This is a genomic window from Klebsiella sp. JN_Kp121 (genome assembly GCF_040062145.1).
Lineage (GTDB): Bacteria > Pseudomonadota > Gammaproteobacteria > Enterobacterales > Enterobacteriaceae > Klebsiella > Klebsiella aerogenes.
In genome coordinates, this window is the sequence record NZ_JBEAHX010000011.1 from 62,774 (window position 1) to 85,181 (window position 22,408).

18 protein-coding genes and 1 pseudogene are annotated in these 22,408 nt (G+C 54.9%); 7 read left to right on the forward strand and 12 right to left on the reverse strand.

Translation table 11 applies throughout. The annotated features are described in order from the left end of the window. Nucleotides 1–5: 5 nt before the first annotated feature. Nucleotides 6–1,664: a hypothetical protein gene (locus ABLU86_RS16090; protein WP_047044691.1), complete on the reverse strand. Its 1,659-nt coding sequence runs from the start codon at nt 1,662–1,664 to the stop codon at nt 6–8. A 177-nt stretch (nt 1,665–1,841) separates the two neighbouring features. Between ABLU86_RS16090 and ppk1 the strand changes: the two genes are divergently transcribed. Then, the gene (ppk1, locus tag ABLU86_RS16095; protein ID WP_015370393.1) at nt 1,842–3,902 is read left to right on the forward strand and encodes a polyphosphate kinase 1; all 2,061 of its coding nucleotides are present in this window, start codon (nt 1,842–1,844) and stop codon (nt 3,900–3,902) included. A 3-nt stretch (nt 3,903–3,905) separates the two neighbouring features. Then, nucleotides 3,906–5,432 carry an exopolyphosphatase gene (gene ppx / locus ABLU86_RS16100; RefSeq protein WP_020078189.1) on the forward strand — a complete coding sequence of 509 codons (1,527 nt, stop codon included), beginning with the start codon at nt 3,906–3,908 and terminating at the stop codon, nt 5,430–5,432. Between the two features lie 48 nt (nt 5,433–5,480). Here the strand turns inward: ppx and ABLU86_RS16105 are convergent, their stop codons facing one another. Further along, complete coding sequence (locus ABLU86_RS16105) at nt 5,481–7,712, reverse strand: EAL domain-containing protein (RefSeq protein WP_015370391.1); 2,232 nt, start codon at nt 7,710–7,712, stop codon at nt 5,481–5,483. Nucleotides 7,713–8,082: 370 nt separating this feature from the next. On the opposite strand from ABLU86_RS16105, the gene ABLU86_RS16110 reads away from it, so the two are divergent. Next, a complete protein-coding gene (locus ABLU86_RS16110; RefSeq protein ID WP_165798573.1) occupies nt 8,083–8,274 on the forward strand; it encodes a YfgG family protein in 192 nt (63 codons plus the stop codon). A gap of 3 nt (nt 8,275–8,277) precedes the next feature. Here the strand turns inward: ABLU86_RS16110 and ABLU86_RS16115 are convergent. After that, a pseudogene (locus ABLU86_RS16115) lies at nt 8,278–9,171 on the reverse strand (LysR family transcriptional regulator). 98 nt (nt 9,172–9,269) lie between these two features. On the opposite strand from ABLU86_RS16115, the gene ABLU86_RS16120 reads away from it, so the two are divergent. Next, on the forward strand, nt 9,270–10,478 hold the full coding sequence (locus tag ABLU86_RS16120) for an MFS transporter (protein WP_348796234.1): 1,209 nt from the start codon (nt 9,270–9,272) through the stop codon (nt 10,476–10,478). 34 nt (nt 10,479–10,512) lie between these two features. Here the strand turns inward: ABLU86_RS16120 and ABLU86_RS16125 are convergent, their stop codons facing one another. The 4 genes from ABLU86_RS16125 to guaB form a co-directional block, all read right to left on the reverse strand. Further along, on the reverse strand, nt 10,513–10,845 hold the full coding sequence (locus tag ABLU86_RS16125) for a hypothetical protein (RefSeq protein ID WP_045377530.1): 333 nt from the start codon (nt 10,843–10,845) through the stop codon (nt 10,513–10,515). A 30-nt stretch (nt 10,846–10,875) separates the two neighbouring features. Further along, nucleotides 10,876–11,109 (reverse strand): type II toxin-antitoxin system Phd/YefM family antitoxin, encoded by a 234-nt coding sequence (locus tag ABLU86_RS16130; protein WP_004853132.1) that lies wholly within the window; start codon nt 11,107–11,109, stop codon nt 10,876–10,878. Between the two features lie 141 nt (nt 11,110–11,250). Beyond that, entirely contained in the window at nt 11,251–12,828 is a 1,578-nt protein-coding gene (gene guaA / locus ABLU86_RS16135) for a glutamine-hydrolyzing GMP synthase (RefSeq protein WP_015703162.1), read from the reverse strand. A 69-nt stretch (nt 12,829–12,897) separates the two neighbouring features. Beyond that, nucleotides 12,898–14,364, reverse strand: a complete 1,467-nt coding sequence (gene guaB, locus ABLU86_RS16140; RefSeq protein WP_015370334.1) for an IMP dehydrogenase — start codon at nt 14,362–14,364, stop codon at nt 12,898–12,900. A gap of 158 nt (nt 14,365–14,522) precedes the next feature. Here guaB and xseA point away from each other — a divergent pair, with 158 nt between their 5' ends. The 3 genes from xseA to ABLU86_RS16155 all read left to right on the forward strand — a co-directional run bounded on the left by xseA (nt 14,523) and on the right by ABLU86_RS16155 (nt 17,340). Continuing rightward, nucleotides 14,523–15,896 (forward strand): exodeoxyribonuclease VII large subunit, encoded by a 1,374-nt coding sequence (gene xseA / locus ABLU86_RS16145; protein ID WP_015703163.1) that lies wholly within the window; start codon nt 14,523–14,525, stop codon nt 15,894–15,896. A gap of 80 nt (nt 15,897–15,976) precedes the next feature. Further along, entirely contained in the window at nt 15,977–17,005 is a 1,029-nt protein-coding gene (locus ABLU86_RS16150) for a M4 family metallopeptidase (RefSeq protein ID WP_015370332.1), read from the forward strand. After that, a complete protein-coding gene (locus tag ABLU86_RS16155) occupies nt 17,002–17,340 on the forward strand; it encodes a protealysin inhibitor emfourin (protein WP_015703164.1) in 339 nt (112 codons plus the stop codon). Before ABLU86_RS16150 ends, ABLU86_RS16155 begins: the two co-directional genes overlap by 4 nt. Here ABLU86_RS16155 and ABLU86_RS16160 read toward each other — a convergent pair. From ABLU86_RS16160 to hisS, 5 genes are all read right to left on the reverse strand, one after another. Next, a complete protein-coding gene (locus ABLU86_RS16160; RefSeq protein WP_348796233.1) occupies nt 17,337–17,552 on the reverse strand; it encodes a zinc ribbon domain-containing protein in 216 nt (71 codons plus the stop codon). The two genes, ABLU86_RS16155 and ABLU86_RS16160, sit on opposite strands and share 4 nt — an antisense overlap. Nucleotides 17,553–17,669: 117 nt before the next feature. Beyond that, on the reverse strand, nt 17,670–19,148 hold the full coding sequence (gene der / locus ABLU86_RS16165) for a ribosome biogenesis GTPase Der (RefSeq protein WP_015370328.1): 1,479 nt from the start codon (nt 19,146–19,148) through the stop codon (nt 17,670–17,672). A gap of 113 nt (nt 19,149–19,261) precedes the next feature. After that, nucleotides 19,262–20,440 (reverse strand): outer membrane protein assembly factor BamB, encoded by a 1,179-nt coding sequence (gene bamB / locus ABLU86_RS16170; protein ID WP_015370327.1) that lies wholly within the window; start codon nt 20,438–20,440, stop codon nt 19,262–19,264. Nucleotides 20,441–20,450: 10 nt separating this feature from the next. Further along, complete coding sequence (locus tag ABLU86_RS16175; protein ID WP_015370326.1) at nt 20,451–21,071, reverse strand: YfgM family protein; 621 nt, start codon at nt 21,069–21,071, stop codon at nt 20,451–20,453. 34 nt (nt 21,072–21,105) lie between these two features. Then, the gene (gene hisS / locus ABLU86_RS16180; RefSeq protein ID WP_015703166.1) at nt 21,106–22,380 is read right to left on the reverse strand and encodes a histidine--tRNA ligase; all 1,275 of its coding nucleotides are present in this window, start codon (nt 22,378–22,380) and stop codon (nt 21,106–21,108) included. Nucleotides 22,381–22,408 lie beyond the last annotated feature (28 nt).

The following is a 22,408-nucleotide window of genomic DNA, read 5'->3' on the forward strand; positions in this document are numbered from 1 at the left end:
TACGGCTATCTGAGCGCCGTCAGTTCGGTGCTCAGGCTATCCGCCAGATTACGTGCTCGTACAGGATCGAACATCACGTAAAACGCCGGTGAGGCCTCGCCTGTCTGCTGACAAAGCGTTTCCATTTCCGATGCGCAGCGATATAACGCCTGCACGTTAATATGGCAAATCTCCCGCATGCTCCAGCTGTTTTCCACCTCTCGGGCGAAGTGCAGAGTAAAGAAGGCCTTTTGCGCGTGGGTAAACGTCTGGCAATAGAGCGCCAGTCCCTGCCACTCCTCACGCCACCGAAGCGCCAGCGCGGCGGGAAAATCCGCCGTGAGAGCGAACGCTTGCGCCGCTTTCCCCAACTGCTGCGCGCTGGCTGCGACCTCATCTTTTTCTTGCGCGATTTGCGTGAGATTAGCCATCGACTTCTGCGGGTCGTCGCGGGTGAAGTGGATATCCTGCGCCGAACCGGGTAACCAGTGGCTGCGCGCCAGTTGTCCGTAAAGGCCCCACACCGCCTGGCCGTAGCTTTCAGGCAATTGGCTATGGCGATGGAAAACATGGTCTCGCACATATATTGACTGATAGAGCGTCTGCGTCGCCTGCTCAAGCAGCGACTGGAACTGCTGCGCGACATCGGCTGGCGGACACCAGCCGTAACGCTGCGCCAGCCATTGCACCAGTAACTGCTGCTGATTTTTCGCCGCCCCTTCGCCCAGCAACTGACTACAGGCGAAGAGATTACATTCGCTTAACGTCGCAGGGATCCAGTGATTATCGATACTTTCCCAACTGGTTTTACAGATAGCGCCGGTAATGCACGGGTTGCGACTCTGACACCACAACAGTCGCCCCTGCAGCTCATCAATACGTAAAAACGGCATGACGCCCCATCCCACTTCTTCGCCGGCAAGATCGATATCGATCCATACATCTCGCGTCTGCACCGCCAACAGCGCCGGATTGTTAGGGAAAGCAGGCCAGAAACGTTCCGGCGTGAGTTTTATCGATACCGAAACCGCAGGCGGCAGCGGTTCAATCGCGTCCAGCACGGCGCTGAGATCGTCATTGCTGGCAGGGAAGACACGCAGTACCAGATGCTTATTTTGCGCGGCTACCGCCTGACTCAGGGCGTTAAAACAGCGGCGGTAGAGCATCAAGCTTTGCGCTGGCTGGCGGGGATCGTCGTGTTGTCTGTCCCACTGCGGGCGAGAGATCGGTAATAATCCATCGGTACTGGAGAGCGCGATAATCAAACCGGTGAGCGCCGGTACGCTTTGACACACGGCGCGGATTTTGTCGGTTAACCAGCGGCTCCAGAAATCGACATCAAAACGCACCCCGCGCGGGGTATCCAGCAGTTCCGGATGCGCTAATAACAGTTCGGTCGGGAAGCTAAGTTCTTTCGCCTGCAGATAACATCGCAACCCCTGCTCACGGCAGCGTAACGCCAGCCGGTTGAGATAGATACAGCGCGCTCGTTGTTGGCTCGACAATCGGTCGTTATAGTCAAAAGGGGTATACCCCTGTGGCGAAACCAGCTTGCCAAATAACTCGGCCTGTCCCACCACCACGGTATTAAAATCATGCTCAATTGCGTATTCAATCAACCGACAGGCCGACGGCCAGTGCCAGATGTCCTGATTATTGAGCTCCAGCGCCCGCGTTTCCCACATTGTTTCGCCCTCCATTTCGCCCCTGACTGAACATAACGTAAACAAACAAACGCGTCCGCTTTTTCCCGGCATCTGATTGCAAGAAAACTGTCATATTGCTTTGACATAGTTGGACATTCAATGGCAAAGCTCGCCATAATGAAAAAGCGACGTCAATGATCCGGAGTGTGAGTTGTAATGGGCCAGGAAAAGCTATACATCGAAAAAGAACTCAGCTGGTTGTCCTTTAACGAGCGCGTACTTCAGGAAGCGGCGGACAAGAGCAACCCGCTTATCGAGCGCATGCGCTTCTTAGGAATTTACTCCAATAACCTTGATGAGTTTTACAAAGTGCGCTTCGCTGAACTTAAGCGACGCATTCTTATCAGTGAAGAACAAGGTAGTACCGCCCATTCGCGTCATCTGTTAGGCAAAATCCAGGCCCGCGTGCTAAAGGCCGATCAGGAATTTGATGGTCTCTATAATGAACTGCTGCTGGAAATGGCGCGTAATCAGATCTTCCTGATTAACGAACGCCAGCTGTCCGTTAACCAGCAATCCTGGTTACGCAACTACTTCAAACAGTATCTGCGCCAGCATATTTCGCCGATTCTGATCAACCGCGAGACGGACCTGGTTCAATTCCTGAAAGATGATTACACCTATCTGGCGGTGGAGATTATCCGCGGCGATACCATTAACTATGCGCTGCTGGAAATTCCATCCGATAAGGTGCCACGCTTTGTGAACCTGCCGCCGGAGACGCCGCGACGCCGCAAACCGATGATTCTGCTGGATAACATTCTGCGTTACTGCCTGGATGATATCTTTAAGGGCTTCTTTGACTACGATGCCCTGAATGCATACTCGATGAAAATGACCCGTGATGCCGAGTACGATCTGGTACACGAAATGGAATCGAGCCTGATGGAGCTGATGTCCTCCAGCCTGAAGCAGCGCTTAACCGCCGAGCCGGTGCGTTTTGTCTACCAGCGCGATATGCCGGATGCGATGGTCGAAATGCTGCGCGATAAGCTCTCCATCTCGAACTACGATTCGATGCTGCCGGGCGGTCGTTATCACAACTTTAAAGACTTTATCGGTTTCCCGAATGTTGGCAAGGCCAATCTGGTCAACAAACCGATGCCGCGCCTGCGTCACCTGTGGTTCGATAAATTTCGCAACGGCTTTGACGCTATCCGCGAACGCGACGTACTGCTCTACTATCCGTATCATACCTTCGAGCACGTGCTTGAACTGCTGCGTCAGGCCTCGTTCGACCCAAGCGTGCTGGCAATCAAAATCAATATCTACCGCGTCGCTAAGGATTCACGGATTATCGATTCGATGATCCACGCCGCCCACAACGGTAAAAAAGTGACCGTGGTGGTTGAACTGCAGGCTCGCTTCGACGAAGAGGCCAATATTCACTGGGCCAAACGTCTGACAGAAGCCGGCGTACACGTTATCTTCTCGGCGCCGGGGCTGAAGATCCACGCCAAACTCTTCCTCATTTCGCGTAAAGAAGGCGATGAGGTAGTGCGTTATGCGCATATCGGCACCGGCAACTTCAACGAGAAAACCGCTCGTATCTACACCGACTATTCGCTCCTCACCGCCGACGCGCGCATCACTAATGAAGTCCGTCGCGTGTTTAATTTTATCGAAAACCCTTACCGGCCAGTCAGCTTCGACTACCTGTTGGTGTCGCCGCAGAACTCGCGTCGTCTGCTGTATGAAATGATCGACCGCGAAATCGCCAATGCGCAAAATGGGCAACCGTCCGGAATTACGCTTAAATTAAATAACCTGGTCGATAAAGGGCTGGTGGACAGACTCTATGCCGCCTCCAGTACCGGCGTGCCGGTTAACCTGCTTATCCGCGGCATGTGTTCGCTAATCCCGGGTCTTGAGGGAATTAGCGAAAATATTCGCGTGATTAGTATCGTTGACCGTTTCCTTGAGCACGATAGGGTCTATTGTTTTGAAAACGGTGGTGATAAACAGGTGTGGTTATCCTCCGCCGACTGGATGACACGCAACATCGACTATCGTATCGAAGTCGCCGTACCGCTGCTGGACCCGCGTCTGAAGCAACGCGTACTGGATATTCTCGATATCCTGTTCAACGATACCGTAAAAGCGCGCTATCTTGATAAAGAACTGAGTAATCGCTACGTGCCGCGCGGCAATCGCCGCAAAGTACGCGCACAGATAGCGATTTACGATTATCTCAAATCACTCGAACAACCCGATTAACCTATGCCAATAAACGAAAAAACACCTCGGCCGCAGGAGTTCGCTGCGGTCGACCTTGGTTCGAACAGTTTTCATATGGTGATCGCCCGTGTCGTCGACGGGGCAATGCAGATCATCGGTCGCCTGAAGCAGCGCGTCCACCTGGCCGATGGCCTGGATGAAAACTCGGTGTTGAGCGAAGAAGCGATTACTCGTGGGCTGAACTGCCTGTCGCTGTTTGCGGAACGTCTGCAGGGATTCTCCCCTTCCAGCGTTTGTATCGTCGGTACGCATACCCTGCGCCAGGCGGCTAACGCGGCGGATTTTCTCAAACGAGCGGAAAAAGTTATCCCTTATCCCATCGAAATAATCTCCGGTAACGAAGAAGCGCGTCTGATTTTTATGGGCGTCGAACATACGCAACCGGAGCGCGGCCGTAAGCTGGTTATCGACATCGGCGGCGGTTCGACTGAGCTCGTCATCGGCGAAGATTTCGAGCCCCGCCTGGTTGAAAGCCGACGTATGGGCTGCGTAAGCTTCTCGCAGGCCTATTTCGCCGGCGGCGTTATCAATAAAGAAAACTTCCAGCGCGCGCGCCTGGCGGCGGTGCAGAAACTGGAAACCCTGGCCTGGCAGTTCCGTATTCAGGGGTGGAACGTGGCGCTGGGCGCCTCTGGCACCATCAAAGCCGCGCACGAAGTGCTGGTCGCCATGGGGGAGAAAGACGGCTTCATTACCCCGGAACGTCTTGAAATGCTGGTCAGTGAGCTTCTGAAGAATAAAAACTTCGACTCATTAAGCCTGCCGGGATTGTCGGAGGACCGCAAAGCGGTATTCGCCCCGGGCCTTGCGATTTTGTGCGGGGTATTCGACGCGCTGGCGATCAAAGAACTGCGCCTGTCCGACGGCGCCCTGCGCGAAGGCGTGTTGTACGAGATGGAAGGTCGCTTCCGCCACCAGGATATTCGCAGCCGTACGGCCCAGAGCCTGGCGAACCAGTACAATATCGATCGCGAACAGGCGCGCCGGGTACTGGAGACTACCACTCAGATGCTGGAACAGTGGCAGGAGCAAAACCCGAAACTGGCTAACCCGCATCTGTCTGCCCTGCTGAAGTGGGCGGTAATGCTACATGAAGTGGGGCTGAACATTAACCACAGCGGCATGCATCGCCACTCTGCCTATATCCTGCAAAATAGCGATCTGCCGGGCTTTAATCAGGAACAGCAGACCCTGATGGCCACGCTGGTGCGCTATCACCGCAAAGCTATCAAGCTTGATGATTTGCCGCGTTTTACCTTGTTCAAGAAAAAACAGTTCTTGCCGCTGATCCAACTACTGCGTCTGGGCGTATTACTGAACAATCAGCGTCAGGCGACCACTACGCCGCCAAAACTGACATTGAAGACGGAAGCCAACCACTGGACGTTAATTTTCCCGCATGACTGGTTTAGCCAGAATGCGTTGGTGCTGCTGGATCTGGAAAAAGAGCAACAGTACTGGGAAGGCGTGCCTGAATGGCTGCTGAAAATTACTGAAGAAGAAGCGTAAAGCTGACATCTTTCACTAAAACGGCCGGGTCACACGCCCGGCCGTTTTTTATGCGACGTCAGCCGCGCAGGCCAGTTGTTCTATCGGAACCGGCATTCCAATGTCAAAGCCCTGCATATAATCAATCCCCAGCGAAATCACCGCCTGGCGGATCTCCGGCGATTCCACATACTCCGCCACTACCTGCATATTTTTGATTTGCGCCAACCGGCAAATCGACGCCACAACCTGATAATCCAGACTGCTGGTGACCAGATTACGGATAAAGCTACCGTCAATTTTCAGCATATCCACGTTAAGCGTTTTCAGCCGCGCATAGCTGGCATAGCCGGTACCGAAATCATCAATCGCCACCCGGCATCCCAACTCCTGCAACCGCGCGAGGGTTTGTTGCGCCTGCTCCGGATTACTGAGCGAGTGGTTTTCCGTCAGTTCAAAAATAAGCTGCCAGGGCTCAATATTATAATGATGCAGCATTTCCTCGACTTCGTCCGGGAAACGGCTGCGGCTGACCGAAACTGGCGACAGATTGATGGCCAAACGCATGCCCGGCAACGTATGGCGATTAGCGTTCATAAAAGCCAGCGTATTGTCGATAACCCAGCTGTCGATGCGCGAAGCCAGGCCAAATTCGTGCGCCGCAGGCAAAAAATTATCCGGCGCAACTAGCTCGCCCTGCTCGCCCACCATACGCAACAGGACTTCATGATAACTATCGCCGCGCATGCCGATAATGGGCTGCGCCATCAGCCGAAAACGATTCTGATCCAGCGCCTGCAGGATCTGGTTCATCATTGACACACGTTCTTTTAACCCCTGCTGAACGTGAACGGCGCCGCGGCGCTGCACGTTTTCCGGGTGGCCGCTGGTCAATGACATGTCGGCAATATTATTCAGTTCGCCGAGCAGTAAATACAGATGCTTGACAGGAGAACGTACGTTGCAATAGCTGATCCCGACGGGCGGCTGTAGCGGAATACCATCCCAGATAAAACGGAATTGCTTAATCCGCTCATCCAGCATCACGATGCGTTGTTGATGATCGTCGCTATTCAGGCGTATCACCAGGTCATGGCCCGAAAGGTGATAGACCATTTCGTTCGGCTGCAGTATGTGACTCAGGTATTCCGATAGCTGCTGCTTATACTGAATGCGTAGCATCACGCCGTAGTGCCGCCCAAGCAACTCCAGCTCTGGCATGCGTAAAAAGCACAGCACCGACCAGGTCGAGTGGTTTAGCGCTCGGCTCAGGGCCCGTAAATTCGGCATATGAACGACCGGGTCGAGAAAGGCCATCCGGCGAACCCGACGGTGGATCATCCGCTGCTGCGTCGCCAGCATTGCCATATAAGCGATAATAAAAGAGAACACCAGGTAACTGGAGGAGGTAATCGCCAGCTGGTTATTGTAGATCGGGGAAAATGGCAGGTAGCTGTAATGAAAATGGATAACCAGAATTAATATCGGCGGCCACGCCAGGGAAATAAAACGATAGCCAAAACGCATCGCCCCCCACAACATGACCGGCATAAGTAATGACAATGTATAATTTGTGCTAAATATCGTGCTGCTGGCATTTAACGGCATGAATAATAAAGCCAGTATTATTAACAATACTATTGCCCAGACAATAATTTCCAGCGGTTTTATTTTTTGGTCGATTTGTAAACGCACCTGGGATATAAAACCGCGTAAGTGTAGCGGGTTACGAATAACACGCAGCAAAAAATAGCACAGTGGCACACCGGTCAAGCACCCCACCATCAGCGCCTGAAAAGTGATTAACGAACGTAAACTAAATGGCGTTGACCCCACCAGTTCCGCCGCCCGCGGATGCAGGCCAAGATACTCAGCAATCTGCGAAATAATGAGAAAAATTACCGAGGGCAGCAGCATTTGCCAGAACAGCCGATACGGCATCAGGGCAACATTACCATGTGAAATCTGCTGACGGCGTGGAACGAAAATGCGATAACCGCCCCAGCACAGCACTGAAGGGATCAAAAAATGAAACAATACGCCGATAGATTGCTCGAAGGTCATTCCGCGCGTAATGGTCAGCAGCAAGCCGACTATAATGCCCGGAATCGCCGCCCAGCCGAAAAACAGCATCAGGCTCAATACTAACGCCAGCGGAAGATAAAACAGAAAGACGGTGTGACCGTTAAGATTTGCAAATGTATTCGCGGCGCGCGCCAGCGGCAACAGCAGCGTAGGGAGGATGAGCGGTAGTGCCCACCATTTATCCTGATATCGTTTGTATAGTTTAATAATACTCATAGATGCTCGACAGATTACCCCAACTCCTGCGGAGTATATTCAGACAGGCATCCAACCCGACCAGGCTAACCGCGAAAGTAATAACGATGCGGAACAGATGGACGATTTTAGTGGCCAATGGAATCAAGCAATTGACGCAAATCAACAAACTATTTAGCTAATATTAATAAAACTTATTTTTTTGCGGCCTGGTGCAATAACTAAAATCCGTGTAAATACGATGTTCATTTTATATAACATCTAGTAATGTTTTAGCACTACGATTTTTACACCGCCGACAATTGACCCCGCCGCTATACTATGACTTAATACCCCCATCGCCCGTCTTCGGGTATACTTCAAGGAACCTTTTGTGAGTCAGGCACCCAGTATGCATAAACGACATCGATTTAACCGTCGCATGACCCGTATCGTACTACTTATCAGTTTTCTCTTCTTCTTTGGACGCTTTGTCTACTCCTCTATCGGTGCCTGGTACCATCATCAGGACAAACAAGAGTCGCAGCAATCGACCATCACCATTGACGCTCCCGCGACGCCAACGACCCCAGCCCAGGAATAACGCCTACGGCAAAATTTTTAGTTGGTGCAGCAGACGCAGCATCTCCGCTATCCCTTTGTTGATAACTTTATCCTGACGCATCACTACGCCCAGTTGGCGATAGAGCCGCGGCGATAGCGACTGTACACGTATTCCGGTGCGGTCATCTTCAGCCGCCACCGCCATCTTCGGTACGATACTGTATCCCAGACCAGCACGCACCATACGCTTGATAGCCTCAATGCTACCGAGTTGCATCACCGGCGCCGAGTTTACCCCGGCAGCGCGAAACCAGCCATCGATCAGCTCACGGGTCCCGCTGCCGGCTTCAAATGCTATTAGCGAAAGTGCCTGTAGCAGTGAAGGCGTCAATTGCCCCACTAGCGGTTCATCATCGTTGGCAGTAATAAATACAAACTCTTCCTCCAGCACTGGCGTTACCGCCAGGCTGCGGCCGCTGGCAGGTAAGGTCACCAATCCCAAATCAAGCCGGCTCTCTTCCACCGCACGTACAATGTCAAGCGTATTACCGGTCGTGACGCCAACCGTTAACAGCGGATGCTTCTCGCGTAGATGGCACAATAGCGGCGGCAGCAAATGAATACAGGCCGTCGCCCCGGTACCGAAGCTCATCGTACCGTGCACTTCATGGTTAAACTCAGCCACCGACTGCACCGCCGTATTCACCGCCTGCTCAATAATCTCACTATGGGCCAGTAGCGCCAATCCGGCGGCAGTAGCCTTGATCCCTCGCCCGGTACGCTCAACCAACCGCGTCTACAGGAACTGCTCAAGCTGGCGAACCTGCAGGCTTACCGCCGGCTGCGATATTCCCAGTACATCAGCGGCGGCGGAAAAACTGCCGCGCTGCGCCACCAGCCGGAAGGTTGTCAGATTTACCAAATTCAGCATCGTCATCACAAAGTTTCTCTTATGCAGGCTATAAGCCCCAGGTGCTGCCTGCACAATAGCGCGCGCGATATGCTGCCGACAACTGCATAACGCTCTGGAATTCAATGAAAACGTCAATCTTGCCTGGCACCGCGCCTCTTTCCCTTACCCTCGCAGCCGGCGGCAACCAGCTCATCAACTGGGGGATCGTTTTTTATATGCCCGGTACCTTTGCCGGCGCTATTGCTAATGATACTGGCTGGGGCGGAACAGAGATCTTTCTCGGTTTGACCTTCGCCATGCTGGTGATGGCGGCGATCTCGCCTTTTATCGCCCGCCTGTTGGCCTGGTTTGGCGGTCAGCGGGTGGTGTTCATCGGTTCATTAACCATCGCGGCAAGCTGCCTGGCAATGTCGCAGGCAGACAGCCTGATCTTCTGGTACGTCGCATGGCTACTGGCCGGTGTCGGTATGCGGCTGGCGCTATACGATGCGCTGTTCGCCGCGCTGGTTAACCTGTATGGTCAACGCGCCAGAGTAACTATTTCACGGGTGACCCTGGCTGGAGGACTGGCCTCAGCGATATTCTGGCCGCTGGGCACCGCGCTGCTCGCGCTAATGGGCTGGCGTGGAGCGCTGGTAATCTACAGCCTGTTTGGCCTGCTTAGCGCACTACTGCTGTGGCGGATGCCTAATCAACGCTTGCCCGACCGGGGCGCTCATCAGGAGAAAGTGCCGCTTTCCCGTCGCAACCAGCACATAGGCCTGCTGTACGCCTCGCTTATCGCTTTGGTCACCTTTATTTCTAACGGCACATCCACCCATCTGCCTGAGTTTATCGCCAGCTACGGTCTGCCGGTAATGATAGGGGTACTATGGGGCATCGGACAGACCGGCGCCCGATTTCTGGAGGTGATTTCAGGAGCGCGCCTCTCCCCACTTCAGTTAACGCTGTTGACCACAGCGCTGTTGCCGCTCTGCTTTTTACTGGGCCTCAATGCCGCCTCGCTAAACTGGACCGTTGGCGGTTTCGTTTTCGCCTACGGGGCAATTAACGGCCTGACGACGGTATTTAAAGCAACATTACCGTTGCAGCTATTCGCGGCGGAAGATTACGCGCAGCGTACCGGACGGCTGTTGATCCCAGCGCAACTACTGGCCGCCGTCTCGCCATTTGCCTATGCCTGGCTAAATCAACATCTGGGGATAGAAAGGAGCCTTGCTATTTCGGGTCTATTATCGCTGGTCGTACTGGGGCTGGCGCTGAGAATCGGCTGGCTGCAGCGGCGGCAGGTTGTGCGGATAAGTCATGGACAAAGTGAAGAGAGGGTATAAAAAACCCTCTGTAAAACACACACATTTAGGACTATCAGGCCACGATCAGACGCTTAAACAGCAGCTGCTGAACATCCTGCCGATGTGCCAGGATCGCATGCGCGGTTACTAACGTTCCGTCTACGGAATACAAAACCCGGTAGCCTTCAGCGTGATTAAACTCCCGATATTTGGCGCAGCCAATTTTCAGCAATTCGGGGCAAATCTGGCAGCCCAAGGGGAACTGTCCTACGGTGCTCTCAAACTGGGTGAGAATATCTGCGATAACCGGACGCGGCTCAACATCAACACGCTTCAGAAAACCCGCTATTGTGTCGATGCAGTGCTTTACTGTAAGCGTATACTCAAAGATCACCTGCTGTTCCATGGAAATCCCTTAACGTTGAGCGCGCTGCGTTTAATCCGCAAGGCCATCCAGCAACTGGTCTTTCGAGAACACGCGCCCTTCCGCTTTATCTTTCTCTGACAGAGTAAGCAATTTCAGCAAAGCAATGGCGTTTTCCCGTTCCTGCTGCTGATCATAGGACTCTATAACGTAAGCAGGCACACCGTTTTGTGTGACCAGGATAGGTTCTGACAGATCAAGCGTTGCGGCGTTCTTTTTAACGTAGCTGATAGTCTCTACTTTCATGTTGGTCCGCCTAATGGTCATGTCTCGGTTTTAATATAGACTATATTTAGACTACGCTCAATAATCCTTCCTCAGCGCCATTTACCAGGACATAAAAAAACCCTCTGTAAACAGAGGGTTTCGTTCAGCTATCAGCAGAAATTATTCCCACTCAATAGTCGCTGGCGGCTTACCGCTGATGTCGTACACCACGCGGGAAATACCGTTAACTTCGTTGATGATGCGGTTGGAAACACGGCCGAGGAAATCATACGGCAGGTGCGCCCAGTGCGCGGTCATAAAGTCGATGGTTTCTACCGCACGCAGGGAGACGACCCAGTCGTATTTACGGCCATCGCCCATCACGCCGACGGAGCGAACCGGCAGGAACACGGTAAATGCCTGGCTTACTTTGTCATACAGGTCGGCTTTGCGCAGTTCTTCAATGAAGATAGCGTCCGCGCGACGCAGCAGGTCGCAGTACTCTTTCTTCACTTCGCCAAGTACGCGAACGCCGAGGCCCGGCCCCGGGAACGGGTGGCGGAACAGCATGTCGTACGGCAGGCCCAGCTCCAGCCCAATCTTACGCACTTCGTCTTTGAACAGCTCTTTCAGCGGTTCAACGAGGCCCATCTTCATCTCTTTCGGCAGACCGCCCACGTTGTGGTGAGATTTGATGACGTGCGCTTTACCGGTCGCGGAAGCGGCGGATTCGATCACATCAGGGTAGATAGTGCCCTGCGCCAGCCATTTCACGTCTTCCAGCTTCAGCGCTTCTTCGTCAAACACTTCAACGAAGACGCGGCCAATGATTTTACGCTTCGCTTCCGGATCGTTTTCGCCCTTCAGCGCGGTCAGGAAGCGATCTTCCGCCGCAACGTGCACGATGTTCAGGCCGAAACGGTCGCCGAACATATCCATAACCTGCTCGGCTTCGTTCAGGCGCAGCAGGCCGTTATCCACGAATACGCAGGTCAGATTTTTGCCGATGGCGCGGTGCAGCAGCATCGCGGTAACGGAAGAGTCAACGCCGCCGGACAGGCCGAGGATGACTTTATCTTCACCCACCTGCTGACGAATACGCTCAACCGCGTCGTCGATGATCTTCGCCGGCGTCCACAGCGCTTCACACTGGCAGATGTCGCGCACGAAGCGCTCCAGCATACGCAGCCCCTGACGGGTGTGGGTGACTTCCGGGTGGAACTGTACGCCGTAGAAGCGTTTTTCTTCATTCGCCATGATGGCGAACGGGCAACTCTCAGTGCTGGCGACGGTCACAAAGTCGGAAGGGATAGCGGTGACTTTATCACCATGGCTCATCCACACGTCCAGCAGCGGCTTACCGTCAGCGCTCAGCGCATCTTCGATGCCCTTGATCAGCGCGCTGTCGGTCTGCACTTCCACCTGCGCGTAACCGAACTCGCGCTCGTTGGAAGCTTCAACGTGGCCGCCCAGCTGCATGGCCATGGTCTGCATGCCGTAGCATACGCCGAATACCGGTACGCCGGCCTCGAAGACGTACTGCGGCGCGCGCGGGCTGTTGTCTTCGGTAGTGCTTTCCGGGCCGCCGGAAAGAATGATGCCGTTCGGGTTGAACTCACGGATTTGAGCTTCGGTCACGTCCCAAGCCCAGAGTTCGCAATAGACCCCTAACTCACGTACGCGACGCGCAACCAGCTGGGTGTACTGAGAACCGAAGTCCAGGATAAGAATGCGATGTTTATGAATGTTATCCGTCATTGACGTTAATTCCAGAGAAGTAGCGATGATTGAATAAAAATCGCCCGGCGCGTAGCCGGGCGATGAAAATCAGGAGCCCATGCGGTAGTTCGGGGATTCCTTGGTGATCGTCACGTCGTGAACGTGGCTCTCCTGGATGCCCGCGCCGCTGATGCGCACGAACTCTGCTTTGGTACGCAGTGCGTCAATAGTACCACAACCGGTCAGACCCATACAGGAGCGCAGGCCGCCCATCTGCTGGTGAATGATCTCTTTCAGGCGGCCTTTATAGGCAACGCGGCCTTCGATACCTTCCGGTACCAGTTTGTCAGCGGCGTTATCGCTCTGGAAGTAACGGTCGGAGGAACCTTTGGACATCGCGCCCAGGGAACCCATACCGCGGTAGGATTTGTAAGAACGGCCCTGATAGAGCTCGATTTCACCCGGGGATTCTTCGGTACCGGCCAGCATGGAGCCAACCATCACCGCGGCAGCGCCTGCGGCAATCGCTTTTGCGATATCGCCGGAGAAACGGATACCGCCATCGGCGATAACCGGAATACCGGTGCCTTCCAGCGCTTCAACCGCGTCGGAAACGGCGGTGATCTGCGGAACGCCTACGCCGGTAACGATACGGGTAGTACAGATGGAGCCTGGGCCGATACCCACTTTCACCGCGCTGACGCCAGCTTCCGCCAGGGCACGAGCACCCGCGCCGGTCGCCACGTTACCGCCGATGATTTGCAGGTCAGGATATTTAGCGCGCGTTTCGCGAATACGCTGCAGAACGCCTTCGGAGTGACCGTGAGAAGAGTCGATCAGCAGAACGTCAACGCCTGCGGCAACCAGCGCGTCAACGCGCTCTTCGTTACCGGCGCCAGCGCCAACGGCCGCGCCAACGCGCAGACGACCGTGCTCGTCTTTACACGCATTCGGTTTACGTTCCGCTTTCTGGAAATCTTTTACGGTGATCATGCCGCGCAGGTGGAAGCTATCATCCACTACCAGCGCTTTTTCTACGCGTTTTTCGTGCATTTTCGCGAAGACCACTTCACGGCTTTCACCTTCACGCACGGTGACCAGGCGCTCTTTCGGCGTCATATAAACGCTGACCGGCTGATTCAGGTCGGTAACAAAACGCACGTCGCGGCCGGTGATAATGCCGACCAGTTCGTTGTCTTCGGTCACTACCGGATAACCGGCGAAACCGTTACGTTCGGTCAGTTCTTTCACTTCGCGCAGGGTGGTAGTCGGCAGAACGGTCTGTGGATCGCTTACCACGCCGGATTCATGTTTCTTCACGCGGCGGACTTCTTCAGCCTGGCGCTCGATTGACATGTTTTTATGAATAAAGCCGATGCCGCCTTCCTGGGCCAGGGCAATTGCCAGGCGCGCTTCAGTTACGGTATCCATCGCCGCGGAGAGCATAGGAATATTCAGACGAATCGTTTTCGTCAGCTGCGTGCTGAGATCGGCGGTATTCGGCAGAACGGTAGAATGAGCGGGAACAAGGAGGACGTCGTCAAACGTCAGGGCTTCTTTAGCGATACGTAGCATGGGCAATATCTCGACCAGGGTGGATAAATATTGCCGTGGCATTATACAGAGCGTAACCGATTGCATCCACCCTTTTTTGCAAATAATACTTGCGATCCCCTCTCAGCGCGTTACTATCGACTGAATAACCTGCTGATTTAGAATTTGATCTTGCTCACATGTTGCCATCTCAATCCCCTGCAATATTTACGGTCAGCCGCCTGAATCAGACGGTTCGCTTACTGCTGGAACGCGAAATGGGCCAGGTATGGATAAGCGGCGAGATCTCTAACTTCAGCCAGCCCTCTTCCGGCCACTGGTACTTCACCTTAAAAGACGATAACGCTCAGGTGCGCTGCGCGATGTTTCGCAACAGCAACCGTCGCGTCACATTTCGCCCGCAGCATGGCCAGCAGGTGCTGGTTCGCGCCAACATTACCCTTTACGAGCCTCGCGGCGACTACCAGATCATCGTCGAAAGCATGCAGCCCGCCGGTGAGGGCCTGTTGCAGCAAAAATATGAGCAGCTCAAGGCGCTCCTGACGGCAGAAGGGTTATTCGATCAAAGCCACAAGCAGGCGCTCCCCTCTCCCGCGCACTGCGTCGGCGTCGTCACCTCCAAAACCGGCGCCGCGCTGCATGATATCTTACATGTGTTGAAACGCCGCGATCCCTCGCTGCCGGTGATTATCTACCCGACGGCGGTGCAAGGCGATGATGCGCCGGGGCAAATCGTGCGCGCAATAGCATTAGCCAACCAGCGCCAGGAATGCGATGTGCTGATCGTCGGGCGCGGCGGCGGTTCGCTGGAAGATTTATGGAGCTTTAACGACGAACGGGTCGCGCGGGCAATTTTCGCCAGCCGCATTCCGGTAGTGAGCGCCGTCGGCCATGAAACTGACGTCACTATCGCCGATTTCGTCGCCGACCTGCGTGCGCCGACGCCTTCTGCGGCGGCAGAGATCGTCAGCCGCAATCAGCAGGAACTGTTGCGTCAGCTACAGTCCGGCCAGCAACGCCTGGAGATGGCGATGGATTACTTCCTCGCCAACCGCCATCGCCGCTTTACTCAGCTGTTTCACCGTTTACAGCAGCAACATCCTCAGCTGCGCTTAGCGCGTCAGCAGACCGAACTGGAGCGCCTGCGTCAGCGGATGCGCTTTGCGCTGGAAAGCCAGCTCAAACGTGCCGACCAGCGTCAGCAGCGCGCCGTGCAGCGGTTGAATCAGCAAAACCCGCAGCCGCGCATCCATCGCGCGCAGTCGCGTATTCAGCAACTGGAGTATCGTCTGGCGGAAAATATTCGCGCCCGCCTGAGCGAGCAGCGCGAGCGTTTCGGCAATACCGTGACGCATCTGGAGGCCGTCAGCCCGCTGGCGACGCTGGCTCGCGGCTACAGCGTCACCTCAGCCGGCGATGGCAAAGTATTGAAAAAAATCAAACAGGTACAGGCTGGCGATGTCGTGACTACCCGGCTGGAAGATGGTTGGGTCGAAAGCGAAGTGACAGTCATCACTCCGGTGAAGAAAACGCGCGCCCGCAAAAAAGTCTAATTATCCTCCCGTTTCATGCGGGGATAACTATACTGCTGTCATGCCCTTTTAAAACCGTTCATCCGGCCAGGGAGCGTGATATGCCAGATACTCGTCCTCGTTTCGTGATTCCCCCCTACATTTTACGCCGCATTGTCGATCATGGCTCAGCTCAGCAACAGCGCTGCGCGCAGCAAACGCTGAGCCATGTACAAACCCTGATGGCGCATGTGCCAGGCCGCCCCGCCGCCGCCCATGTCGCCACGCCAGGCCAGCTTGAGCGAGACATTTATGATGCCAGGCAGACTCAGGAACTTCCAGGGATCCAGGTGCGTTTTGAAGGACAGCCTTCCAACGGCGATGTCGCCGTCGATGAGGCCTATGATTATCTCGGCATCACCCATGATTTTTTCTGGAAGAGCTATCATCGTGATTCGCTGGACAACCGCGGATTGAAGCTGACCGGCAGCGTCCACTATGGTCACGAATATCAAAATGCCTTCTGGAACGGGCAACAAATGGTGTTTGGCGACGGTGATGGCGAGATCTTTAATCGTTTTACTATTGCTATTGATGTGGTGGCGCACGAGTTAAGCCATGGCGTTACGGAGAGCGAAGCCGGGCTTATCTATTTCGAACAATCCGGGGCGCTCAATGAATCGCTTTCCGATGTTTTTGGCTCGCTGGTCAAACAATATCAGCGCCAGCAAACGGCAGATAAAGCAGACTGGATAATTGGCGAGGGGCTACTTGCGAAAGGTATTCACGGCCAAGGTCTGCGTTCGATGTCGCACCCGGGAACCGCCTATGATGACCCTATTCTTGGCAAAGACCCACAACCCGCCCACATGAAAGATTTTGTGCATACCCAGCAGGATAACGGCGGCGTGCATATTAACTCCGGCATTCCTAATCATGCTTTCTATCTCGCCGCCATCGCGCTGGGTGGTTTTGCATGGGAAAAAGCGGGATATGCCTGGTATGACGCGGTTTGTGATAAATCGCTGGCAAAAGACGCCGATTTCCCGGCCTTTGCCAAACTGACGATTCATCATGGCGAAAAACGTTTTGGTAAAGAGACCGCCGAGGCGATTCGAAAGGCCTGGGAGGATGTTGGAGTCACATCATGAACGAGGCAGACCTCAGCGATGACGCGATTATTGAGCTGGCCCGCGAAGGTGGCGTCGCTTGGATCCCGACGCTGAGCGGCATGCGTAAGATTGTCGTGGCGCAGCTTAACGAACAGCAAAAACAGCGCATCGCCGCAATACTGCAGCAGTCATTGCCGCTCGGCAAGCCGCCGGGGCAGCCGGATTCTCCAGGTAGCGGCGACCAGCGTTTCTTTCGCATCCAAATAATCAGCGCCCAGCACTATCACAGCCTGATCATTCTCATCCCGGAAGAGCGGGCGCCGGAGGCGCTGGTTGAACTCTGGCGAAATGGTGAAGGCTGCGTTAGCGATTAACCGAGCACAAATTCGACGCGTTTTTTCGAAATCAATCCGTGGCCGTGCTGGCAGAAATAATCCACCGCGCCGCAGGCCTTCAGTACTTCCAGCGGCTGATGGCAGTCCGGGCAGCGGGCCTCTACAGCAAACTCTTTCTCACAGTGCGCGCAATGCGCGCCGTTGCCTTGCGTTTCCAACTGGGCATGGCAAATCGGGCAATTGAGTTCCATGGTGCCTCCTTCTCATAATGAATAGCATGAGTTTATCACGTCATACGTCAGCGTTGCTGACCCGCGAAGCGTTGAATAGGGTAGATAAAAAAAACCCGCCAGCGGCGGGTTTCTGCATTATTTACTTTTCTTGATATGCTTAATCAAGCGCTTACGCTTACGCATCTGGTTCGGCGTCAGGGTATTGCGTTTATTGGCAAACGGGTTTTCCCCTTCCTTGAACTGAATACGGATCGGCGTACCCATGACATCCAGGGATTTACGGAAGTAGTTCATCAGGTAACGCTTATAGGAATCAGGCAGGTCTTTCACCTGGTTGCCGTGAATCACCACGATCGGCGGGTTATAACCGCCGGCGTGCGCATACTTCAGCTTCACGCGGCGACCGCGTACCAGCGGCGGCTGATGGTCTTCTGCTGCCATGGTCATAATGCGGGTCAGCATGGCGGTACCCACGCGACGGGTGGCGCTGTCGTAAGCTTCGCGCACCGATTCGAACAGGTTGCCGACGCCGCTGCCGTGCAGAGCGGAGATAAAGTGCACGCGGGCGAAGTCGATGAAGCCCAGACGGAAGTCGAGGGTTTCTTTCACCTGCTCTCTCACTTCCTGGCTCAGGCCATCCCATTTGTTGACCACGATAACCAGGGAACGACCGCTGTTAAGGATAAAGCCCAGCAGCGACAGATCCTGATCGGAGATACCTTCACGGGCATCAATGACCAGCATCACCACGTTGGCGTCTTCAATCGCCTGCAGCGTCTTGATGACTGAGAATTTCTCCACGACATCGGTAATTTTGCCGCGCTTACGCACGCCGGCGGTATCGATCAGCACGTATTCGCGTTCATCGCGCTGCATCGGGATGTAGATACTGTCGCGGGTAGTGCCTGGCATATCGTAGACCACCACACGGTCTTCGCCGAGAATGCGGTTAGTCAGCGTTGACTTACCGACGTTCGGGCGGCCGACGATCGCCAGCTTAATCGGGAGATCTTGCGGGTTGAAGTCGTCTTCCGGTTCTTCAACTTCTTCGCCGTTTTGCTCGGCTTCAAACTGCGCCCAGTAGGCGGCGTCTTCATCCACTTCTTCCTGCGGATTAACCTCATCTACCCACGGTAGCAGCACGTGTTCCAGCAGGCTGGTAACACCGCGACCATGCGAAGCGGCGATCGGATAAATATCGCCCAGCCCCAGCGACCAGAAGTCGGCCATCGCCTGATCGACGTCGATGCCGTCGGTTTTGTTCGCCACCAGGAAGGTCGGTTTTTCTCGAGAACGCAGATGTTTGGCGATCGCGGAATCCGCCGGCATCAGGCCCGCGCGCGCATCAACCATAAACAGCACCACGTCGGCCTCTTCAATCGCCAGCAGAGACTGTTCCGCCATCCGGGTTTCCACGCCTTCTTCCGTACCGTCGATACCGCCGGTATCGATACAGATAAATTCGCGGCCTTCCACTTCAGCACGACCGTACTTACGGTCGCGAGTCAGCCCCGGGAAATCCGCGACCAACGCGTCACGAGTGCGCGTTAAGCGGTTGAAGAGCGTGGATTTTCCAACGTTAGGGCGCCCGACAAGCGCGACCACAGGTATCATGTTAAATGCCTCATACAAATTGCAATACAACCTCATTTTACGAGGTTTTTTAAAAAGTCAAAACGGCCCCTGTCTGTCAGGAGCCGTTTATTAAAGCGATACTACCGCGCGAGTTAACGCGTGATCGAATACAGCGTACCGTCTTTGGCCTGGATAAGCAGGCGACCGTCGGCGATAACCGGGTCGGTCAGGAAACCGGAGCTATCGACTTTCTGCTGCGCCACAAAGTGGCCGTCTTCCGGATTAATCCAGTGCATGTAACCTTCGCTGTCGCCTACCACCAGGCTGCCGTTATACAGCGCCGGAGAAGTCAGCAGACGGTGCAGCAGATCGCTCTGGGTCCACAGCGTTACGCCGCCATCGGTGGTCAGCGCCAGCAGACGGTCATTCTGATCGACCAGATAGATACGGTCGCCGTCAACGATGAAATCGTTCACAGAACCCAGTTCGCGCTTCCAGATAATCTGGCCGCTGCGCAGATCCAGCGCGGTCAGGTTGCCATTATAAGCCAACGTATAAACAACGCCATTAACGATAACCGGCGTGGTGTCAACGTCGTTCAGACGGTCGATTTCAGTCGGGCCGGTGGCCGTAGAAATACGCTGCTGCCAAATCATCTGCCCCTGCTGCATCAGCACGGCGCTGACGCGACCGTTGTCACCGCCGACAATCGCCGCGCCATAAGCGGTGGCCGGAGCGGACTCACCGCGCAGGGAGAGCGCAGGCATGTCCAGGTTCACGGTCCATTTTACCGCGCCGTCGGTTTCGTTCAGCGCCTGCAGCTGACCGTTGCTGGTATGCACCAGTACCATGCCATCGCTAACGACCGGACGAGAAATCGCTTCACCCGCCACACGGCTCTGCCACGCGACGGTACCGTCGCTGGTATTCAGCGCGAACAGCTGCGCCTTTTCAGTACCAACATAAACGTGGCCGCCGGAAACGGTCAGCCCGCCGGAGAGCAGCGCCGGGGCGCGCGAGAACCAGCCGTCTTTTTCCGCCAGGTTCACCGACCAGACTTCTTTACCGTCTTCAGCGTGCAGCGCTTTCACGGTGCCTTTACGGTCAGCCGCATACACAACGCCGTCGGCAAAGGCCGGGTGCAGGTTGGAATAGAAATCACCGATACCATCGCCAACTGAAGTGCTCCAGGACGTGGACGGCGTAAACTGGTTTTCCACCGTCGGCAGCGGTGACATTTTCACCACATCTTCTTCGCTGTTAAACAGCGAGCAACCGCTCAGTAAGGTGACGGAAAGCAGCCCTGGCAAAAGTAATTTACGCAATTGCATCGAGTCCCTCTCAGATGGACAAATTATTTATTTTCATACGCATCATTTCGCTGAGCGCTGGCGATGCATCGCTTTTCACGCCTGATTCCCAGGCCGCGCGGGCACCCTGCTTGTCGCCTTTGCTCAGCAGAATTTCACCGCGCAAATCGGCAACGATAGCGGTCCAGCCTTCGCCTTTAATGCCTTCCAGGGTTTTCAGCGCCGCATCCGGCTGCTTAAGCTGCAGCTGTACGCGGGCCAGACGCATATTGATAACCGATTTCAGGTTATCGTCAGAGGCGGCCGCCAGCCCTTGTTGCAGCTGCTTCTCCGCGCCCTGCAGATCGTTTTTATCGACCAGACGCTGCGCGAGCTCCAGCGATGCGAACGCGCCATAGGTGTTTTTGCTGTCGGCGGCGAATTTCTCCGCTGCGGTCAGGGTTTCAGGCGAATCTGACTTCAGTGCGGAAATGGCATTCTCATAGGCCAGAGAGGAATCCCGGGCCGAATCCAGCTGATGGGAAGTCCAGTAGCGCCAGCCAACCAGCGCGCCGATCCCTAAAATCACCCCGACGGCCAGCGCTTTACCGTTCTCGGCAAAGAAACGCTTGAGGGCGTCGACCTGCTCGTTTTCGTTGTTGAAAGTTTCCACGCAGTCCTTCTCCTGACTAATAGTTTCCGGGAAATTAACCCAGAAGTGTGCGCAAATGCGCGGCAACGCTATCCTGCGTTACGGTAGTTTGCTCACCTGAGCGTAAATCCTTCACTACCACGTTTCCGTCAGCAATTTCTGACTCACCGACCACCAGCGCGACGCGCGCGCCCCACTTGTCAGCGCGGGCGAACTGCTTCTTAAAGTTACCGCCGCCGTGGTTAGTCATCAGCTTAACGCCGGGCAGCGCATCGCGAACCTGCTCAGCCAGACGCATTGCTGCGGACTGAGTATCGGTACCGGAGGCTACCAGGTATATATCGACAACAGGATCGGCTTTAAATTCCGGATTGACTGCCTGAACCAGTAAAACAAGACGTTCCAGGCCCATCGCAAAGCCAACGCCCGGCGTTGCGCGTCCGCCAAGCTGCTCTACCAGACCGTCATAACGGCCGCCGGCGCAGACGGTACCCTGCGAACCGAGGCTGGTCGTGACCCACTCAAATACGGTGCGATTGTAATAGTCGAGCCCGCGCACCAGGCGCTGGTTGACGGTATAGCGAATTCCAGCGGCGTCGAGCAGCGCGCACAGACCGGCGAAGTGTTCTTTGGACTCGTCGTCCAGATAATCGCCCAGCGCCGGCGCATCGTTCAGCAGCGCCTGCACTTCCGGATTTTTAGAGTCCAGCACGCGCAGCGGATTGGTATACATGCGGCGTTTGCAGTCTTCATCAAGCTTATCTTTAAATTGTTCCAGATAGGCAACCAGCGCGTCGCGATAGGCGGCACGCGCCTCCAGCGAACCGATGGAGTTCAGCTCAAGGCTGACATGATCGGAAATGCCCAGCTCGCGCCACCAGCGCGCGGTCAACATGATAAGCTCAGCGTCGATATCCGGGCCCTGCAGGCCAAAGACTTCCGCGCCAATCTGATGGAACTGACGGTAGCGCCCTTTCTGCGGACGCTCGTGGCGGAACATCGGCCCCACGTACCACAGACGCTGTTCTTGATTGTACAGCAGACCATGTTCGATGCCGGCACGTACGCAGCCCGCCGTTCCTTCCGGACGCAGCGTCAGGCTATCGCCATTGCGGTCTTCGAAGGTATACATCTCTTTTTCAACCACGTCGGTCACCTCGCCGATCGCGCGTTTGAATAACGGGGTCTGCTCTACAATCGGCAAACGAATTTCGCTGTAACCGTAGCTACCGAGCACCTGCTTCAGTGAGCCTTCAATGCGCTGCCAGAGAGCGGTTTCGCCCGGCAGATAATCGTTCATGCCACGGATGGCTTGAATGTTCTTTGCCACGTTTATTCTCTTTATATATAAAAATGAA

Excerpts from the sequence above, each read along its gene's own strand:
- ABLU86_RS16090 (WP_047044691.1), bottom strand. The coding sequence starts at position 1,664 with ATGTGGGAAACGCGGGCGCTGGAGCTCAATAATCAGGACATCTGGCAC.
- ppk1 (WP_015370393.1), top strand. The coding sequence starts at position 1,842 with ATGGGCCAGGAAAAGCTATACATCGAAAAAGAACTCAGCTGGTTGTCC.
- ppx (WP_020078189.1), top strand. The coding sequence starts at position 3,906 with ATGCCAATAAACGAAAAAACACCTCGGCCGCAGGAGTTCGCTGCGGTC.
- ABLU86_RS16105 (WP_015370391.1), bottom strand. The coding sequence starts at position 7,712 with ATGAGTATTATTAAACTATACAAACGATATCAGGATAAATGGTGGGCA.
- ABLU86_RS16110 (WP_165798573.1), top strand. The coding sequence starts at position 8,083 with ATGCATAAACGACATCGATTTAACCGTCGCATGACCCGTATCGTACTA.
- ABLU86_RS16120 (WP_348796234.1), top strand. The coding sequence starts at position 9,270 with ATGAAAACGTCAATCTTGCCTGGCACCGCGCCTCTTTCCCTTACCCTC.
- ABLU86_RS16125 (WP_045377530.1), bottom strand. The coding sequence starts at position 10,845 with ATGGAACAGCAGGTGATCTTTGAGTATACGCTTACAGTAAAGCACTGC.
- ABLU86_RS16130 (WP_004853132.1), bottom strand. The coding sequence starts at position 11,109 with ATGAAAGTAGAGACTATCAGCTACGTTAAAAAGAACGCCGCAACGCTT.
- guaA (WP_015703162.1), bottom strand. The coding sequence starts at position 12,828 with ATGACGGATAACATTCATAAACATCGCATTCTTATCCTGGACTTCGGT.
- guaB (WP_015370334.1), bottom strand. The coding sequence starts at position 14,364 with ATGCTACGTATCGCTAAAGAAGCCCTGACGTTTGACGACGTCCTCCTT.
- xseA (WP_015703163.1), top strand. The coding sequence starts at position 14,523 with ATGTTGCCATCTCAATCCCCTGCAATATTTACGGTCAGCCGCCTGAAT.
- ABLU86_RS16150 (WP_015370332.1), top strand. The coding sequence starts at position 15,977 with ATGCCAGATACTCGTCCTCGTTTCGTGATTCCCCCCTACATTTTACGC.
- ABLU86_RS16155 (WP_015703164.1), top strand. The coding sequence starts at position 17,002 with ATGAACGAGGCAGACCTCAGCGATGACGCGATTATTGAGCTGGCCCGC.
- ABLU86_RS16160 (WP_348796233.1), bottom strand. The coding sequence starts at position 17,552 with ATGGAACTCAATTGCCCGATTTGCCATGCCCAGTTGGAAACGCAAGGC.
- der (WP_015370328.1), bottom strand. The coding sequence starts at position 19,148 with ATGATACCTGTGGTCGCGCTTGTCGGGCGCCCTAACGTTGGAAAATCC.
- bamB (WP_015370327.1), bottom strand. The coding sequence starts at position 20,440 with ATGCAATTGCGTAAATTACTTTTGCCAGGGCTGCTTTCCGTCACCTTA.